At 65.3% G+C, this 18,825-nt stretch carries 11 protein-coding genes and 1 pseudogene; all 12 read right to left on the bottom strand.

The window, feature by feature from the left end; translation table 11 throughout:
- Positions 1–10 precede the first annotated feature (10 nt).
- The 12 genes and pseudogenes from ASE95_RS14960 to ASE95_RS14910 all read right to left on the bottom strand — a co-directional run bounded on the left by ASE95_RS14960 (position 11) and on the right by ASE95_RS14910 (position 18,718).
- Complete coding sequence (locus ASE95_RS14960) at positions 11–796, bottom strand: FadR/GntR family transcriptional regulator (protein ID WP_056637998.1); 786 nt, start codon at positions 794–796, stop codon at positions 11–13.
- Positions 793–2,565, bottom strand: a complete 1,773-nt coding sequence (locus ASE95_RS14955; protein WP_056637995.1) for a hypothetical protein — start codon at positions 2,563–2,565, stop codon at positions 793–795. The genes ASE95_RS14960 and ASE95_RS14955 overlap by 4 nt, the downstream gene beginning before the upstream one ends.
- Before the next feature lie 63 nt (positions 2,566–2,628).
- A complete protein-coding gene (locus ASE95_RS14950; protein WP_082450174.1) occupies positions 2,629–5,298 on the bottom strand; it encodes a TonB-dependent receptor in 2,670 nt (889 codons plus the stop codon).
- A gap of 107 nt (positions 5,299–5,405) precedes the next feature.
- Positions 5,406–8,159: a TonB-dependent receptor gene (locus ASE95_RS14945; RefSeq protein WP_056637989.1), complete on the bottom strand. Its 2,754-nt coding sequence runs from the start codon at positions 8,157–8,159 to the stop codon at positions 5,406–5,408.
- Positions 8,160–8,283: 124 nt separating this feature from the next.
- The gene (locus tag ASE95_RS14940; protein WP_056637986.1) at positions 8,284–9,249 is read right to left on the bottom strand and encodes a FecR family protein; all 966 of its coding nucleotides are present in this window, start codon (positions 9,247–9,249) and stop codon (positions 8,284–8,286) included.
- Entirely contained in the window at positions 9,246–9,758 is a 513-nt protein-coding gene (locus ASE95_RS14935; RefSeq protein ID WP_056637984.1) for an RNA polymerase sigma factor, read from the bottom strand. The genes ASE95_RS14940 and ASE95_RS14935 overlap by 4 nt, the downstream gene beginning before the upstream one ends.
- Positions 9,759–9,945: 187 nt before the next feature.
- Complete coding sequence (locus ASE95_RS14930; RefSeq protein WP_235528344.1) at positions 9,946–10,737, bottom strand: CPBP family intramembrane glutamic endopeptidase; 792 nt, start codon at positions 10,735–10,737, stop codon at positions 9,946–9,948.
- Between the two features lie 143 nt (positions 10,738–10,880).
- A complete protein-coding gene (locus ASE95_RS14925; protein ID WP_235528343.1) occupies positions 10,881–11,588 on the bottom strand; it encodes a FecR family protein in 708 nt (235 codons plus the stop codon).
- A gap of 150 nt (positions 11,589–11,738) precedes the next feature.
- Positions 11,739–11,855: pseudogene (locus tag ASE95_RS18595) on the bottom strand (FecR/PupR family sigma factor regulator); the annotation flags it as partial.
- Positions 11,852–12,364, bottom strand: coding sequence for an RNA polymerase sigma factor (locus ASE95_RS14920; RefSeq protein WP_162234700.1), 513 nt, complete (start codon positions 12,362–12,364; stop codon positions 11,852–11,854). The pseudogene ASE95_RS18595 and the gene ASE95_RS14920, both read right to left, overlap by 4 nt.
- A 214-nt stretch (positions 12,365–12,578) precedes the next feature.
- On the bottom strand, positions 12,579–15,650 hold the full coding sequence (locus ASE95_RS14915; protein WP_056637975.1) for a TonB-dependent receptor: 3,072 nt from the start codon (positions 15,648–15,650) through the stop codon (positions 12,579–12,581).
- Between the two features lie 206 nt (positions 15,651–15,856).
- Positions 15,857–18,718, bottom strand: a complete 2,862-nt coding sequence (locus tag ASE95_RS14910) for a M16 family metallopeptidase (RefSeq protein ID WP_056637972.1) — start codon at positions 18,716–18,718, stop codon at positions 15,857–15,859.
- Positions 18,719–18,825: the final 107 nt, after the last annotated feature.

Here is an 18,825-nt window from a genome sequence, read left to right as displayed (position 1 = left end):
GCTGCGACCGTCACTCCATTGCCTGCCTCGTGTCTTCGAGCGCCTGATCGACCAGCGCGCGCATCGCCGCGGCCGCCGCCACGGCATCCTGCGCGACGATCGCATCGAAGACGCGGCGATGGCCCGGGATGGGATCGCGCGGCAGCGCGCGCGAACGTTGCTTGAACTGCGTCGTCATCGTCACCGCGGTGCCGATGCTGCTCGACAGGACCGTCAGATAATCGTTGCCGGTGGCGCGAAGGATCGCGTCGTGGAAGGCGCAATCGGCCGCCTGCCCGGCGGCATGGTCCAGCCCGTGCCGCGCCATCGCGGCCAGCGCATCGCGGATCGCCTTGATATCGGTGCGGCTGCGACGTTCAGCGGCAATCGCAGCCGCTTGCGGCTCCACCATCGCGCGCAGTTCGAACAGGCTGCGCACGACCGTCATGTCCGGTTGCCCCGAGAAGGTCCACACCAGCACATCGGGATCGAGCATGTTCCAGCGATGCCGCGGCAGCACCGTCGTGCCCGCGCGTGGCCGGCTTTCGATCAGACCCTTGGCCGCAAGCGTGCGGATCGCCTCGCGATAGGCGGTGCGGGAGACCTGCAACGCATCCGCCCCCTCCGTCTCGCTGGGCAGGACGTCACCGGGCCCGTGTTCGCCGGATAGGATCGCGGTGCCCAGACGATAGGCGATCGCGCCCCGCAGCCGCCGCCCCGAACCGCGCGCCTCCGGCTCAGCCGAATGGTCCGCCTCGCTCCCGCTCGCCCGCGCGCGCGCAGACGCGCCGGTCGGCTCGCCATCCGGTTGGATCATGTCCGCCCGTTCCGTTTGGCGTGACGCGCCCGCGCGGTCGCGAGATCGCGCATTATGGCGGCACGCTGATCGGTGAAGCTATCGTCGACGAACGTGATGGTCGGGATCTGCCGCTGATCGATCGTGACCGGCCGATAGGTGTTGAACCCGTATTCGTGGACGCCGGTCGATCCGTGTCCCGGGGCTGGCCAGCTCAGATGATTGAAGGACGCGACCTTGTCGTCGCTCGCCTGCGGGTAGAGGGAATAACGTGGCACATGGTTCATCGGGATGAACCCCATCTGCGCATCATATTGCATCTCTGCAACCACGCCCACGCCAGGATGGCGCTGCGCCAGTTCCGAAACCATCGTGCGGGTGCCGACCATCATGTCGCCCTGCGTGTTGTTTTCCCAGAGGCCGCAGATATCGAGGAAATACGCGTCGGCGCCGGTGCGGTCGAGCATGTCGGCGATCCGACCGGTCAGGTGGCGCCGCCAGCTGTCGACCCCCAGGTTCATGAAGACCATCGACCCGTCGCCCTTCCGGTCGCCGTCCCAGTCGACATAATTCGCCGGGAATTGCGAGCCGTACACGTCGAGCAGCCGCGCGTCGGCGACAGGTGCGAAGGCCGGCGACGCAGGGTTGGCGACGTTAGAGCCGAACATCAGCGCGACGCGGAAGCCGAGCTTGCGTGCCTCGCGGATCAGCCGGGTCAGGCCAGCGTCGCCGCCCGGGCGCGATCCGGGCGTGAACGCCGGATAGTCCCAGTAATAGCGCGCATCCCAACCCGGCAGGAACACCATGACGGACGCCGGATCGATCTGACGCGCGATCCAGCGCAGGATCTCGAGCTGTCGCGCGAAATCGTTGAAAACGTAACCGGTCCAATGCTCGCCATGCAGCGCGACAACACAGGCGAGTTGCTTCATCCACGCCGGTGCATCCTGGCGCGTGGCGAAGTCCGGGATGCTCCAGTTCTTTTCGACCGTGGCGAAATGCCGTCGTGCCGCCGCGGTGATGTCGGCATCCGCCGCGATCCGCCAGCGGCACGTCTCCACGGCGTTTCGGCGATCCCACCCCGCCTGTTCGGAAAGCAATTCGGTCTTGAACCCATCCGGACCGGGCAGGAAGGCAAAGCGCGCCGGGCGAACTTCCGTCTGGAGCGCGGAAATGCCCCAGACCTTGCCCGCCTTGCCCTCGACCGCCATGAACGGAGTCGCCATGCCGCCCGTCAGCATGGGATATTCGTAGACGCGCTCGTTCTCGCCGATGTCGTCCCAATGTTCGGCGGCCATCGACAACCGTCCGCGCGGCAACCCGCGCACCACGGTCTTCACCGCCTTGATCGGGACATCCATCTGCGCGGTGACCGCCCATTCGATCGCGCCGTCGCCGCCGCGGGTCATCGTCGCGACAAGGCGACCCGGTCGGCGCTGCTGTCCACCGGCCCAGGTCAGGCCACTGGCCGTCAGCCGCAGCGTGCCTTCCCCGCGCTCCACGCTCACCAGCGCGGGATCGATGCCGTAATTGTTTTCGAAGGTGATGATCTCGAACCCGAATATCAGCCCGGCGAAGTCGATCGACGGTTCGGGATTGGCGAAGCTGAACTTCATCACGCCCCCGCCGCGCGGCGGAGTGTTGATGCCGTCGATCGAAGTGAGGAGCCGTAGGCCGGCGGGATTGGCCGTGGCGGTGCGTTGCGTGGCGGCTGCCGGCACCGTGGCGAGCGATGTCGCCGCGGCGCCGATCAGGAGCGTTCGGCGGGAAAAGGCCGTGTCGTCGATCATCCTCAACTCCGATGTTCGTATAGTAGTGCCGCCCCGGCCGGGTGGCCGGGGCGGCTACGGTCGTCAGATGCCGCCGCCCAGCTTGATCTGGAAGCCGGCCAGGATGCGGCGATTTTCCAGCGCGTTCTGCGCGAAGAAGCGGTCATCCTGGAAAGCGCGCCGGATCAGCGACTGGGTGAGGTTCACCCCGCTGACGATCAGGTTCACGCGCGGCGACACTTCGTAGATCAGGTTCGCGTCGAGCTGCCCGAACGGGGTGCGGTAATCAGGCCGGCCCCGCGGATCGTTGCTGGTCGCCTCCAGCAGGCGGCTGCGCCACACCCAATTGACGTTCGCGCTGATCCCGAACTTCCGGTAGAAGCCCGACAGCTGGTAGTTGTGGCGCGTGATCTGCTCGTACGGCACGACATAGCCGGCGGCGTTGGGCGTACGGCTACCCTCGACATAGGTGTAGCTGCCCTGCACACCCAGACCCGACAGCGCGCCCGGAAGGAAGGCGAAGTTCTGTCGGTAACCGACCTCGGCACCCGCGACGTAACCGTTGCTGGCATTGGTCGGCCGGGTGATCTGGAACCCGGACACCGCCGCCGCGGTCGTTTCGTTGCGGATGAAGCCGGCGACGTCCTTGTAGAAGGACGCGACGTAGACGCTGTTATCCTTGCCGAAGTAATATTCCAGCGAGGCGTCGAGCTGATCGGCGCGCAGCGGCTTGAGCGCCGGGTTGCCCGACGACCCGATCCGGTCCTGGAAGTTGAGCACCGTGACCGGCGCCAGCTGACCGAAGCCCGGACGGGTGAGCTGCTTGGAATAGCTCAGCCGCAGGAACAGGTCGTCCGCCAGCGTCAGGCGCATATTGGCGCTTGGCAGGACGTCGACGTACTTGCTGCCGTTCGTATCCGGCGTCAGCACGGTGGTGGTCACCCCGCCGACGGTGGTCCGGTTCGCGGTCGTGCCCGTCAGCGCGTAATCGGTCTGCGTTACGCGGACGCCGACATTGCCATCGACGGGAATGCCCAGGATCGGCACCGCGAAGCTGGCCATGCCGTAGGCCGAGATGACCTTTTCCGCGCCGTCATAGGCCGATGCGGGATCCTCGGGAACCGCACCCGAGGTGCCGAACAGCTGACGGGTCGAACCGATGTAGGTCGACAGCGTGCGCTTGTCGAAGCTCGCCCACTGGCGCTGGGTGACCGGCGTGCCCTCGTACAGGTTGTTGTCGGTCTGCACGATAATGCCGCTCGCCGGCACGCTGCTGACGACCGCATTCGCGGCCAGAGCACCGCCACGCGCGCCACCGCTGTGTTCGATCTTGCGGTGATCGTACCGGACGCCGAACTGGACCGAGCGCAACGTACCCCCGAAATCATAGGTCGCGTCGAGCCGCAGCGCGAGGTCGTCGCTCTTGTCGCGGTTGAAATACTCGCTGAAGTTGCTGAACGCATAGGCGGCCGGGTTGGTCTGATCGACGCCGCCGACGTTGAACGACGGATACAGCACGTCGGCATTGTAGGCGACCGTGGGCGCGGTGGTGCGCATGCCGATGCCGCCGCCCGGCGCATTGTTGGTCGAACGCGTATAGGCCGCGTCGAAGCTGATGGTCGCCTGGTCCTTCTTGTAGGTGGCGTTGTACGCCGCCTGCAACGCGTCCAGCTTGCCACCGAACACGTCCAGCCCGGATTCGAGCGGCACGTCGCGGTAGTTGCCGGAACGGAAGGCGTTGCTGTTCGGATGAACCGCAAACGCGCCGGTCGGCGTGCCCTTCTGCAGATCGACGCTCAGGTTCTTCAACCCGCCCAGGTTGCTCGTGCTGTTGTAAAGCACGTCGACGACCATCTCGAGCTCCGGGCTCGGCCGGTACTGCAAGGAGCCGTAGCCGGTCGACAGTTCCTTGTCGTTGAAGAAGTAACGCTTGTAGACCGCGGTCGGCGCATCGACGTTCGTGCCGCCGGCGTTGGTCTGCAACGCATTGCCGTTGGTGGTGAGCAGGTCGAGCGCGTTGCGCTGACGCTGGAAGCTGCCGCCGATCAGGATGCCGACGTCGCCGATGCCGGTTTCCCAGCGATTGGAGAGATACCCCGAGGCGATCGGATCGATCTTGTCATCAAGGTTCGTGTGGACGCCCTTCAGCGTGAACGCGCCCGCAAAACCGTCGAAATCGAACGGGCGACGGGTGCGGAAATCGATGATGCCGCCGATGCCGCCCTCGATCTGGTCGGCGGTCGGCGTCTTGTAGACGGCCAGGCCCGACACAAGGTCGCCAGGCAACGTGGCGACGTCGAAGTTGCGCCCGATGCCGCTCGGGAAGTTGCGACCGTTCAGACGGTTCTCGGTCTGGCTGAGGCCGCGAATCGACACGATGCCGCCGCCACCGCCCTGCGACACCTGAAGCCCCGGCACGCGCCGGACGATATCGATCAGGATGGTGTCCGGGATGTTGCGCAGATCGCTGGTCGTCAGCACGCTGACCGACTGCGGCGCATCACGCTTGATCTGGCTGGTCGTGCTGAAGCCGAGACGCTGCCCGGTGACGACGACGTCAGCGATGGATGGATCCTGCGTGACAGCGGACTGAGCGGTGGCGGTCGTGCTGGTCGCTTCGGCGGCGGTGGCCGGGTTCGCTGCAGCGTCGATCGTCGTCGACGTCTGCGCCGCCGCGCCGGTGCTGGCGCAGGCCGCGATGATCGGCAGCAACAAGCCGCTGTAGAGCCAGTCGTTGCGGTTCATTTTCGACATAATACTTCCCCCCTCCCGGACACGCGATTGTGCCGGGTCGTTTCTTGATGTGTGGTGATCGGTTTCCGGAACGTCGGCGGCTCAGCCGGCGGGATCGTGCCCGCTGTTCATGGCCCCCCCGTCCGATAGGTCACCCCGACCAGAAATCGCCGGCTTTCGACGAAAACCTGATGCAGACGGCGGACGTCCCCGAAATATTCCGCGCTGCGCCGTCGCAGCGCGTTGACGACGCCCGCCACCGCATCGAACCGCGGCGTCAGTGCGACCGAAAGGTTCGCATCGAGCTGTCCGTAGGGATCGCGGTACAATGGCCGCCCCGCCACGTCGCCGCGCGACAGCTCCACAATGCGGCTGCGCCACACCCAGGTCAGATCGGCGGTCACGCCATCGCGGTCGTAAGTGGCCGACAGCGCGTGGTTGTCGCGCGACAGCTGCTCCAGCGGCACACGATATCCGGCACCATTGTCCACCCGGAAGCTGGCGACCCGCGTGTAGCTTGCCTGTACGCCCAGTCCGGCCCATGCACCCGGCAGGAACGTCAGGCGGTAGACGTAGCCAGCCTCGATCCCGCCGATCCAGCCGTCGTCGGCATTGATCGGCCGGTTGATCAGCAGCGTTCGGCCCTGGATCTCCTCGGGCAACGCCTGCATCCGGATGAAGCCGGAGACACTCTTGTAGAAGCCGGCGAGGTAAGCATTGCCCCGGCGACCGAAATAACGATCCAGCACCACGTCATATTGCGTCGCTGCCAGCGGGCGCAGCACCGGGTTGCCCGCCTCCCCGACCGCATTGACGAAATCGATCGTGGTCGTGGGGGCGAGTTGCGCGAAGGATGGACGCGTGATCTGGCGCGACCAGCCGAGGCGGAGGTAGGTGGCCGAGGCCAGTTCCGCGCGCAGGTTCAGGCTGGGCAGCCAGTGACCGTAACGGACCGGCGTCGCGCCGGAGCCGTCCTGCCGCTGCATCGCAACGCGGGTTTCGGCATAACGGATGCCGACGTCTCCCTGCACGGGGATCGCACCGAGCATCAGGTCGAAGCCCGCCTCCGCATAGGCATTGGCGATCGTCTCGGCACCGTCATAGTCCAGTCTTGTGACGATTGGAGCGAGGTCGAACGACGCTCGCGTACGTTCGACGCGGCCCGGAATCAGCGAACCCGGTGCCGGCGCGTTCCATATCGGCTGCGGATAGCGGTCGGAAAACAATCGCGACCCACTGGGACCGACCGGAACCGAAAACGATGCGCCGTCCGCTGCATAGGCGCTCGCGACCGCCAGCCTTTGTGTCACGCGTCGCTGCGTCAGCCGCAGCCCGACCTTCACCGTCCGGATTGGGCCTGTGCCGGTGTAGATCGCGTCGACCCTGCCCGCTGCCTCTTCATTGTCGTTGGCGACGCGCACGTCGTCATAGCTGGCCGGTCGCCACGACGCCGGCCGTTCCGGATCGACGCCCGCCACCGTGAAGTACGGGATCCCGCCCGTCTTATCGTATGACAAAAGCGACGCCTTCGCGCGCAGAGACAGTTCTGCCGTGCCGTAATGGAAGCCGGTGCGGGTCAGGGCGCCGTCGACAATGACTGTCAGTGCACCCTGGTTGACCCGCGCGTTAAGCCCGTATTGGCGTGCGTCGAAATGCCCGATCCCGTGGTTCGTGGCCGACGTGAGCGGAACGTCGGCCCACGTCCCCCGACGCACCGGATCGCCCTCGCGATCACCGGCAATCGTCCTACCTATCACGCCGCTCGCCAGCCCGGCGGTCAGCGAGACGTTGGCGAAGTCCAGATCGCTGCGGTTGACCAGCAGATCGGCGGTAAGTTCGACCGCGTCGGACGGCCGCCATTGCGCGGCGGCGTAACCGGTGGTCAACGTCTTGGTGCCGCGCAGATAGCGTTTCGTAGCCTCAGCGGGTGCGTCGACCATATCACCCTGTGGCGTCGCCTGCCCAGCGTTGGTCTCGATGCGGAAAATGTCGCCGCCGATATCATGACCCTGATGGCTGCCGCCGACCAGCAGCCCGATTTTTCCCGCCCCCACATCTGCGTGCGCACCGACATGGCCCGAGACATAGGGGCGAATGCGATCATCGAGATTGCCGTGCGCAGACTTGACGGTAAGCATGCCCGTACGGGCGGGGCCGTCGAACGGGCGGCGCGTGTGGAAATCGATGACGCCGCCGATGCCGCCTTCGATCTGGCTGGCCGACGGCGTTTTGTAGATGTCCATCCCGCTGACGATATCGGCGGGGAGCGCTGCGATGTCGAAGCCCCGAAATGTCGTGCTGGACAGGTTTCGCCCGTTCAGCCGCTCCTCGACCTGGCTGAGACCACGAACGGTGACGATCCCGCCGCCGGACCGCACCGACAACTGCACGCCGGGGATGCGACGCGCTACATCGGCCAGCGATGTATCGGGGAAGCGCCGGATGTCGTCGTCAGTCAGGATGTTGATGGATTGCAGCGCGCGCCGCCGGATATCGACGGCCTCGCCACTGTCCAATCGGGTGCCGACGACGACAACGTCGGACATCGGCGCGGGAGCGACATCCCGGTCAGGCGTGTCCGCGCGCGACGCGATCACCGGAACCGGCGCGGTAATGACGAAACCGCCATCGACGGTGCGAAAGGAGAGGCCTGTACCCTCCAGCAGCCGCGACAGCGCCGCTTCGGGCGTGGCCCGGCCAACGACAGCCGTCGCCTTGCGAGCGCGCAGCAGATGGGCCGGCGCGGCCACCTGACGGCCGGTCTGCCTGGAAAATAGCCTTAGCGCACGGGCGAGATCGACGCGCTCAATGCTGATCGCGGCACGCTGCGGCGCTTGTGGCCGGGCGGCTGCGGGCATCGCCAGGGTCACGAGACCCGTCATGCCGATCACCCTCCCCATTCGGCGTATCACCCTCTCCGCTCCATGCCAGGCTCTGGTTCGTGATCGAGCCGGCTGTATGCATAGAGACGCACGCCAGCCGAAAACCCGTAATACTCCGACTAATTTATTTTTGGCGACCGCGTGCGATCGCGATGGTGGTCCCGTCAGGACCGACGTTGACTGTTGCAGGAAGCGTTTGTCCCACCGCACGCAGAAACGCCCCGGTATCGTCGATCCGGAACGATCCGCTGATCCGCAACGCGCCTGAGCCACGCAGCAGTCGGATCGGGGTGCCCCGGTAGCGATTGATCTCCGCCGCGGCCTCGCGCAGCGGTGTGTCGTCGAAGAAAAGCCAACCGCTACGCCAGCCGGTGATCGCGGCCGGGTCAGCGGCACGCGCGATGCTGGTGCGTCCAGCTTTGATCGTCAGGACGTGATCGGGGGCCAGCATGATCGTCGAGGCGGCGCTGCGCACCGTCGCCGGTGCGCCCTCCGCCAGCACGGTCGCCCCTTTGTCGTCGATCCGGATGTTGACGGCCCCCTGGGTGGAGAGGGTCATTCCGTCGGGCAGGCGTACTTGCGCCGGTCGCGTACCCGCCGTGGCATATGCCTGACCGGCGATCGTGACCGCGCCACCGGAGATGATCACGCGACTTTTGGTGTCCAGCACGATGCGGACGTTCCCGTCCAGGGCCACCTCACGTCGTTCGCCCACGCCGGTTTCCACGACCCGCACGGGCACGGGCGGGGTCGTGCTCGTTGCGGGGGCCTGCCAGTGGCGAAGGGTCAGGGCCGCCACCGGCACCATCACAAGCGCTCCGACAATGCCGGTGACGGCCAATCGCGCGCGGCGACGTCGCGCGCGCGCACGAGCCAGCGCGGATTGCGCGATCCCGACCAGGAGGGGTTCGTCCGCCAGATCCGCGATCACGACGCCGGTGGCGGCCACCGCGGCAAAAGCGCGGCGATGTTCCGCACTGTACCGATACCATGAGCGGAAGTCGCCGCGATCCTTCCCGCCGACGTCAGAAACCGGCGTATCCAGGCGCGTGAACCAGATGCCCGCTTCGGTCAGGTCATCGCTGTTCATCGGCGGTAATCAATAAGCCGCGCGGCCAAATGCGCCAGTGCGCGCGCATGATGCTTCTCGGCCGTGCTCAGCGACACGTTCAGCGCGTCCGCGACGTCGGCCATTCTCATTCCCTGCAAGGTTTTCAACGCGAACACGTCGCGGGTCCGCTCCGGCAGGTCGAGCAGCGCGGCGCGCACTCGCTGCGCCATCGCCCGATTATCCAGCACATGGTCGATCGGAGGGCCCATGTCGACGATATCGTCGACCATCTCGCCATGTTCTCCGGCATACCGGACCCGCCGCCTTCGATGATGGTCGGTCAGCACCGACCGTGCGACGCTTATAACGTAGCTTGCCTCGTTTTCAAAGGCTTCCGGCATTTCGGTTCTGGTAAGCTTCAGGAAGACGTCCTGCACAAGGTCCGGCACTTCCGACTTGTCGGGCGCATGCTGGCCGAAGAATCGCGCCAGCCGTGCACGTTGCCGTTGCACCAAAGCGGCCAGTCTGCCTTCTGCGTCGTCGATCATGTTGGAAGCTGACACTTCGCTGTAACTGAATTTTCAACCGAACTATCACATGTTAGAAGCGCGCGACAATGCTTGTGGCGCTTCGTCGCACGAGGGGTGGGAAGCAGGTGCCCGACGGAAGCGTGCGTCGTTCGAGCGTGTACCAGCCCTCGCAAGTTGTTTGATCCCCACGGTCTGGTAATGCGATTCATTCGTTGAAATGGAAAGAACTCGTACCCGCCTTCCGATGGCGCTGCAGCGCCGCGCGTAGGACCAGCGCGAAGAGCGCGATGCCGGCGATGACCGCCGGCAACGACGCTTCCGGGCCGAAAGCACCGCCGCTCAACCAATCCGGGCTGCCCGCGACCGGACCGCTGACGAAAGCGCTGCCCGCTTCGGTCCCGCCGGAAACGCGCGCGCCGAAAAGCGGGCCTTCGCTGAAGTTCCACGAGACGTGAACGCCGACTGCCATCCAGATGCGCCCGGTCAACAGATAGAAAGCGGCGAGCATCAGCCCGGCCTCCACCGCGATCGCGATTGCGGCGACGAAGGTCGAATGAGGATTAGCGAGATGCATCGCCCCGAACAGCGTGGCCGAGACCGCCAGGGCCGGCCACAATCCCGCCACGCGCATCAGCAACCTGAACACCACGAGCCGCAGCAGCAGTTCCTCGGCCAGGCCCGTGCGCAGTGCGCTGAGCATATCGGTTGGCCAGTCGTTCCAAGTCCCCGGCGCCAGCGTATAAGCGCCGGTCAGACGCAAGGTCGCGAAAACCAATGTGAACATCCCGGCCCCGATCGCCAGGCCGATCAGCAACTCGGCCGGCACCGGCCGGAGCGCGATCTCGGTTGGAGTCCTGCGCTCCCCGTAGCGCACCGAAACCGCGTAGACGCCGTATCCGGCGACCGTCAGCACCACCCAGGCGATGGGTTCATAGGAAGCAGGCAGCGGCAGCTTTTGAAACAGCAGGATCGCCTCCACGGCGAACAACGCCATCATCCAGACGATCGCACGTAGCCATCGCCAACGCCCGGGCGTGAGTACGCCTGCGTCGCCCAGATCTATCATCCCAGCGGCGCTCGACATCACAAATCCCACTCCTCGAATCGATTGCTGCTACGGCTTCACAACGTCGGCAGGCGTCAGCGTCGCTCGGCGATCACGATCGTGCCATCCTGCGTCCAGGCCCTGACACCTAGCGTCACCGCCGCGGTACGGGCGAAACCGGCCGGATCGTCGAGCCGGAACACGCCGTACAGACGTTTTTCGGCTATCTGCGGTTCGCGCACGACGATCGGAACGGCGCTGTAGCGGTTGAACTCGGCCACCGCCTCCGCCAGCGTTTCGCCCTCCAGATCTATCTTGCCCGACCGCCATGCAAGCCTGCGCTCGATCGTCGGGGCGACGACCGCTTCCCGGCGCATGGGGGCGGCGTCCGATACGAAGAGCGCGCCTCCGGCGGTAAGCTGTACGGCGTCAGCGGCATTTCCCTCGACCCAGACGCGAACCGTGCCCTCCGTCACCATGACGTCCGCCCCCTCATCCCGGCGCCGGACCGAGAAGGCAGTGCCCACGGCTTCGACGCGGACACGACCAGCGGCCACGACGAACGGCTTGGCCGGATCCTTCGTGACCCGGAACCACGCCTCGCCGCGGTCGATGGTGACGCTCCGGCGGGTGGCGGTGTACGCCACGGCGATCCGGCTAGCGGTATTGATGGCCATGGTGGAGCGATCGGCCAGCGGCACGCGCCGAACCTCGCCGACGGTCGTTTCATATTCGTCGTCGCGCTGGCCGATCACGAACAGCCCCGCTGCCGAGGCGGCCATTGCCCCGGCGATCGCGATCAATACACCGCGCCGGCTACCGCGAAGCCGGGCGGGGGCTTCGTCGTGCTGTCCCGCCCGGTCCTGTCCGGCGTGTTCGACCCCGGCCAAGCCGTCCAGTGCCAGCCACGCCGCATCCGCTTGCAGCAAGGCGCCGCGACACCGGCTGTCGCTGGCCAGCCATCGCTCGAAGTCGTTACGATCCATTTCGGTGCATTCGCCGGAGTCGAGACGCACCACCCATGTGGCGGCCGCTTGCTCTATCTCGGCGGCGCTGGGCCGATCGGTCATCTCGGGCTCCTCGAAGATGGCTCGATATCTCGCCGCATTGCCCGCATCAGCAACGTCAGGCCCTTGGCGGCATCATTCTCCACAATGCTCTCGCTCACGCCCATGCGCGCGGCGATTTCCTTTTGCGACAGGCCGTCGATCTTGCGCAACGTAAAGATGGCGCGGCAGCGTTCCGGCAAGGTTTCCAGCGCGCGCATCACCCAGGAAAGTTCATTGCGGACGGCGGCGATGCGCTCCGGCGTGACGTCGTCGTTGAGGCTGCCGTGGTCGGCGAGATGCTCCACGGTGTCGATCCGGACCACGCGTGCGCGCCGGATCGAGTCTATCATCAGGTTGCGCACGATCTGGAAGAAATAGCCGCCGGGTTGAGCGATTTGCGCAAAGGCCGTCACGCCCGCGAGCTTCGCATATCCTTCCTGGATCAGATCGTCGATATCGTCGGCCGACTGCCCACGCTGCCGCAGCCAAGCGCGGATGCCCGGTTCGTGCGGCATCACCTCGCGCAGCACCCACGCGGCCAGTTGGCGGCGATCCGCCGCGCCCGGTGACGTATTGATCGTCACCGAACCCGCTTCACCTCTGGCATCGCCGAAACAACGACGTACCATGATCAGGATGCACCCGTCCGTTCCTCCGATAGATATCCGTTTGTCGTCTGGCCCACACTGCAGAAGAAAGCTCCCGCTTCCAAGCCGCTGGCGATAGTTTCAATTACGTAACGCATCAGAATGATTTGGACAGCGTCAACTGGAAATTCGCCAGTCTGGGATCGCCAAAGGTACTGTAGAGGAAAGAGGCGTTCGTCGTATCGAGTGGCGGGCGCCTGTTGAAAACGTTGTTGACCGTCGCCCGCAGCTTGAAACCGCTCGCAAAGGCGTAGCTGCCGGAGATGTCGTGATACATCTGGCTGGGCACTTCCGCCGCGCCCAGCCCGACCGAAACCTGCCGGTCGAGTGATACGAAGTAGGAATCGAAGAAGCGCGTTTGCCACATCAGGCTCAGCTTGTCGCCGGTCCACTGCAACGATCCGGCACCCTTCCACCGCATCGCACCGAAGCCGCCGCGCAGGAAGATGAAGTCGCCGGTGATGACGCCCGCGTAATCGGCGACCGGACCGCCGGATACTTCCTGAAGCGACAGTTCGTTTACATAGGTCGCCCGTGCATCGAGAGTGATGCCGCCGCCGAACAGCGGCCGGGTATAACTGCCTGCAAAATCTATGGTTTCGGTGTTTGACCCGACCAGATTGGCGACCGATGCATCAATGCTGGTGATCGGTCCGACCGAAAAGCCGCCCGACGGCTGTCCGCGCGTCACCCGATCGGGATAACGGGCCAGAAACGCATCGAAGGCAGCCTGTTGTTCTATCGTAGAAGGGGAAAGCAACTGATCGGGATTGGCATAATTGTTCCGCTTGCGGATATGCGTCCAATCCGCGGAAAGCCGAAACCCTGGGATGAAGGCCGGCTCCAGGATGATACCGGCGGTCAAGGTCGTCGATGTCTCCGGTTTGACATCGGTATTGCCGCCACGTGACCCCGGCAGATAGTAGCTTCCCGCGAAATCGGCATCTTCCGTGCCGATCCGTTCGTTGCCACGTTGTACGTCGGTCGCGGTGGTATAGATGCGGGCTTCGGCGACCTTGACCAGATCGCTGAGTTGGGGCGTCAAATAGCCGGTTGCATACGATCCGCGCAAGGTGACGCCATCGATCGGCCGCCACCGAAGGCTGACGGTGGGATCGAACCGCGAACGTTGCGTCGTGGCGAATGGCGGCGTGACGGGACATAGCTTGGCGAGATCCAGCGACGGGAGCAAGCCCGCTTCCTGGTAACAGGCAGCATAAGGCGCCCCGGTCTCACGATATTTCTCGTATCGCCCCGACACGGTCACCATCAGTTCGCGGACCAGCGGCAGATGATGGGTGTCGCCAAGGATGGGGAGGTTGATTTCTCCATAAGCGGCATCGATCCGCTGGCGCCCTGGTTGCGAAATGCGCACCGTCGATTGCTCTTCGTCGTTCTGGATGAAGCTATCGGCAGCCTGCCGCTGGGTAGATCGCTCGACGCTTAGCGTGACGGTCGGCTTGCCGCCCGGCAATCGCACCGGCAACGGACCAGCCAACCGAACTGACAGGTTGGCAATGTCGTTGCGCGTCTGCGATGACGACGTGGCATAAGGTATGTCGAGGTAGGTGTAGGAGAACCCGGGTGCGAGACGGACGTCGCGCAAGATGTCCTGCGTTCCGTTCTGGAACGCGGCAAGACCGGCGAAGCTGACCTTGGCAGGGGTGTCGTCGCTGTCGGTCGTGTTGCGGCTGCGTGAATAATCCAGCACCGCCTGCCAGTTGCCCGGCAGCTTGACGATGGCGCCCATCACTCCCCGATAGGTCTGCAATGTCCGGTCGAGGACCCGATTGTCCACGCCCTCGAAGGGCACCGTCACGGTGACATCCTGCTTGAACGGGTTGTTCGGCGCATCTGCGGCCAGCTTGATGGTGGCCGCAACGGGGTCGGCGCGCCGCTGGTTTCCCGCGCGGGTGTAGCTTAACTCCGCGTAGACCTTCAGCCAGTCGTTGAAGTCCCGTCGGGCCGCGACCGATCCCGCAAACTGCTCGACGGGAGACAGCAGTTCGCGCCTGCCCCCGTTCACTCCGCGGTTGTTCGACAGATCGAGATTGTAGTTTCCGACGTTGGCCAACAGCCCCGCGATACCATCCTGTGCGATGCCTCTGAACCCGACCGGTATTGTCGCGCGCGAGGAAGACAGGGTCGCGCCGCCGAAACGTTCATCGAGTTGAAGCGGATCGTCGTTGCCGGTGCTCAGGTTCGGCGTAGCGCCAAGTGGCGGGCTAAACCGGAAAAAGGCGGGATTGTTCGCGAACGCCTGTCGCCGGCTGTCCTCGATCAGGCCTGCGCGATCCCGGAAGAGCAACGGAGCTGTCCGGTTGTAGCTTGCCGTGAAGGTGACGTTCGTCCTGCCACCTTCCAGCGACAGGCCACCGGTTAGATCCGCACGGATACCGCGGCCGCCGCCCGCGAACGTGTCGCTATACGTCACCGACGCCTCCGCGCCCCGATACTCTCGACGCATGATGATGTTGATGACGCCGCCGGTCGCGCCGTTTCCGTAGATGCCCGACGCGGACGAGGCGAGCACCTCGATCCGTTCGATAGCCGCCAGAGGAATGCCGACGATGGTCGGTTGCCCGATATTGCCGTTGGAGTTGCTGGTTCCCGCCAGCCGGCGTCCGTCGATCAGGATCAACGTTTCCCGCTCGCCCAGGCCGCGCAGGTTGATCGCGCTGCGGTTCGGCGAGTCCGAGATATTCGCCTGCTCTGCCGTCGATGCCCCCGAATTGACGCTCAGCGAATTGCGAAGGTACGATTCAAGGTCGGGCGCACCCGATTTGCGGATCTGCTCCCCGTCGATCACGATGAACGGCTGGCTGTCGTTCTCGCTCCGCTTGATCCCGGTGTTCAGCGTCCACTCCCGCCGCCCCTGCACCAGAATGTCCGGCGTCGCACCGCTATCGACCTCCTGGCGCGAGATGATGGAAAAGCTGGTCGGTCCGGTCCGGATCCAGTCCAGCGGCGTGTCGCGGAGCAGCCGTATCAGCGCGCCCTCGATCGTATAGGAGCCGGTTATCGCATTGGTTTGGATGCCGCGGGCGAGCCCTTCCTCGATCAGGATCTGGGCATCGGCTTGTCGGGCAAGGGCTGCGATGCTGTTGGTCGCGGGCTGCGATGGCACGTCGAACGCGCGCGTGGCCTGCGCGAACGCAGGAACGATCAACGCAGGTGATCCTAGCGCCGTCGCAACCAAACACGACGGAATCAAATATCTTGCCCGCATCAATATTCCCCCGTGGACCCGGTTTTCGCGCCCTTATCGCCCTCCAGACGAAGTACCCGGCAAGTTCCTTACATTTTTATGATGGACGCGATTTCGTAGCGACCGCCCTTCCCCTCCCCGCCTGGCCGCGGGGAGGGCGTGCGCCATCAGGGGTTCGGGGTCGAAGCGGCACCGGATGACCGCACCGACACGGGCAGACCCAACGGCGAGAGTTGGGCGCGAATCTTCGCCGCGTCCCCGACGACGACCCAGGTCATCTTCGCTGGGGTGATCGCCGAGCGGATGGCGCCCCGGGCCTGATCGAGGGTCAGCGTGCGATAGCGCGCGACCTGCCGGATGCTGTAATCGTCGGGACGGCGGTACAGATCGTTGCTGCGGATCGCGTCGAGGATCGATTTGGACGTCGCAAGCTCGCCCGGCAACGATCGCACCCGGCTGTTGATCGCCAGATCAAGTTCCGCCTGCGTCATCGGCGACCTGCCGATGTAATCGGCGAAGATCGTGCGCAACGTTCCGATTGCTTCCCCGGTCTTGTCGGATTGCACCGGCGCGACCGCGACGTAGCTGGCCGCATTGGCGTAGGGGCGGAAACCGCCACTGACCCCGTAGGCCCAACCCTTGCGCTCCCGCAACTCGGTGTTCAGGCGGCTGACGAAACCACCGCCCAGCGCATCGTTGGCGACATCCGCGGCAGTGATGTCGTCATAATTGCTGAGGCCGGTGTACTGCCCGGCGAAAATCATCGACTGCGATGAATCGGGCCGGTCGATCAAAACGATCTGTGCCGGCGCGGTCTGCGACGCTTGCTTGAAATCCTTCACCCCCGGCGTGCCTGTCGCTTGCCAGGATCCGAAACTGCGCTCGATCAATGGCTGCACCTCGACCAATGGACGCTCGCTGACGACGAAGACCTTCGCCTTGTCGGGCCGGAACCACGCATTTCCGAACGCGACGAGGTTTGCGCGGGTCAGCGCCTTGACCGCCGTAGCGTCGCCCGCGCCGACGGCACGGACGTAGGGGGAGGCCGCATCGATCAGCATCATCGACGCCTTGCCACCTATCGTTCGCGGGTCGGTTTCCTCCTGCGCGATCTGCGACAACAGGTTGGTCCGCTGCACCTCGATCCGGGCGGGCTCCAGCGCCGGATTACGGGTCATATCGGCCATGAGATCGACCGCCGCCCCGACATTCCCCGTGGGAACGGACAGGGTGATGCTGGTCCGATCCTTGGAAGCGCCGGTGGTCACCGCGGCACCGAGCCGCTCCAGCGCATCCGCGAACGCCGGCTGGCTGCGGGTCGTCGTTCCCTGATCCAGCATCGACAGCAGCAGGTTCTGCGTGCCGACGGCATGCGCCGGATCGGCGGCCCCTCCGGCGTCGAACTCGACCGAGACGAAGGTCATCGGGCTGCCGCGCCGCTGGGCGTAGATCAGTTCGACACCATTGGAGAGGCGGGCGTGGGTGACCGCGGGAAAGGTGAGATCGGGAAATCCCGTCACCGCAGGAAGGGGTCTACGGCTGCCGTTCACACCGGCGACCGGAATGGTGGCGGCGGATGCGGGCTCGGCACGTGCCGTAGCGGCTGGGGCAGCATCGGCCACACCCTCGTCGTAGCCGATGCGCGGCCCCGGTGCGAGCGTCAGCGCGTAGACAGGACGGCTCAGCCATTTGTTCGCAGCCGACCGCACCTGCTCCGGCGTCAGGGCGGCCAGTCGTTGCAACCGATCCTTGAAGAAGCCCGGTCCCTGATCGAGCAGCGCTCCGTCAGCCAAAGCGTAGTTGCGCCCGGAGATCGAGTCGAGATTGCTTAGGCCCGCGGTGACGTCGAGGGTGATGTAGCGCTGCAACGCGTCTGCCGCGGGTCCGTCGCGCAGGAACTGCGCCACCAGTGCATCAAGACGCCGGCCCGCGACCGCAGGGTCGACGCCGGGCGCCACTTCCCCCGCGACCGTGAACAGGCCGCCTTGATCCGACAGGTTGGCGTTGGCTCCGACGCCGGTAAACAGCTTCTCGCGGCGGACGAGAATTTCCGGCAGCACGGACGAGCCGAGGCTGCTCATGACGCCGCCGGCGGCCTCCAGCGCGACGCCGTCCGGATCGTTGCGGCCCGGGATTGCCCAGGCGCGGATCAACGAAGGCGCAGACACCCGGTCCGTCATCACCTCGTCCAGGCGGCGGGGAAGCGTGGGGATCGACATCACCGGACGGATGACTTTGGGGCCAGCAGCGATGTCGCCGAAATACTTCTGCATCAGCCGCTTGGCAGTCGCGAGATCGATGTCGCCAGCCAAGGTTACGACGGCATTGTTCGGACCATAATGGTTGCGGAACCACGCTTTCACGTCGTCCAGCGTCGCGGCGTTGAGATCGGCCATCGATCCGATCGTGTCGTGACCATAAGGGTGTGTGGGCGGGTAAAGCCGCTCGGTCAGCCGGTAGCTGACCAGACCGGACGGCTCGTTGTCGCCCTGCCGCTTCTCGTTCTTCACGACGCCACGCTGCTCGTCCAGCCGCGCCTGCTGCAGCGCGCCGAGCAGATGGCCCATCCGGTCACTTTCGAGGAACAGCACCCGCTCCAGCGCCGGGGTGGGCACCGTCTCGTAATAGGTGGTCTTATCGGCCTGCGTCATGCCGTTGTTGTCGGTGACCCCCACCGACTTCAACGGCGTGAAGAACTCTCCGGGCGCATTCTCGCTGCCGCCGAACATCAAATGCTCGTACAGGTGCGCAAAGCCGCTTCGCCCGATCGGCTCATGCTTCGCGCCAACATCATACGTCACGTTCACCGCGACCAGGTTCACGCTGCGATCGGTGTGAACGATCACTCTCAGGCCATTCTGCAACGTGAACGTCTCGAACGGCACGTCGACCGCGGCGACCAGAGCGGAGACCGGAAGCGCCGGTTCGGCAGCGACGACAGCGGAAGAGGACGGGAGGGGCTGCGCGAACGCCGCGCTCGACAGGCAGAGGGCAAGCGCCGTACCGCAGGCGACATATTTCAGCGTCATCGTGGTCCACTCCCGGCCAGGTCGAACCGCCGCGCTTCCCCGCGAAGCGCGGCGGCTTGTCCATGACTGACGCACCGCGGGCCGGCTTCCTTTCGGCAGGCGGTAAC

The organism is Sphingomonas sp. Leaf231, from assembly GCF_001421995.1.
Classification (GTDB): Bacteria; Pseudomonadota; Alphaproteobacteria; order Sphingomonadales; family Sphingomonadaceae; genus Sphingomonas.
The sequence above is the reverse complement of the archived record's forward strand: the minus strand, read 5'-3'. Positions and strand labels throughout refer to the sequence as shown.

Bases quoted from the DNA above. Each gene is read 5' to 3' on its own strand.
- ASE95_RS14935 (WP_056637984.1), bottom strand. From the start codon at position 9,758: ATGATCGACGACGCAGAAGGCAGACTGGCCGCTTTGGTGCAACGGCAA.
- ASE95_RS14960 (WP_056637998.1), bottom strand. From the start codon at position 796: ATGATCCAACCGGATGGCGAGCCGACCGGCGCGTCTGCGCGCGCGCGG.
- ASE95_RS14950 (WP_082450174.1), bottom strand. From the start codon at position 5,298: ATGTCGAAAATGAACCGCAACGACTGGCTCTACAGCGGCTTGTTGCTG.
- ASE95_RS14945 (WP_056637989.1), bottom strand. From the start codon at position 8,159: ATGACGGGTCTCGTGACCCTGGCGATGCCCGCAGCCGCCCGGCCACAA.
- ASE95_RS14910 (WP_056637972.1), bottom strand. From the start codon at position 18,718: ATGACGCTGAAATATGTCGCCTGCGGTACGGCGCTTGCCCTCTGCCTG.
- ASE95_RS14940 (WP_056637986.1), bottom strand. From the start codon at position 9,249: ATGAACAGCGATGACCTGACCGAAGCGGGCATCTGGTTCACGCGCCTG.
- ASE95_RS14955 (WP_056637995.1), bottom strand. From the start codon at position 2,565: ATGATCGACGACACGGCCTTTTCCCGCCGAACGCTCCTGATCGGCGCC.
- ASE95_RS14930 (WP_235528344.1), bottom strand. From the start codon at position 10,737: ATGATGGCGTTGTTCGCCGTGGAGGCGATCCTGCTGTTTCAAAAGCTG.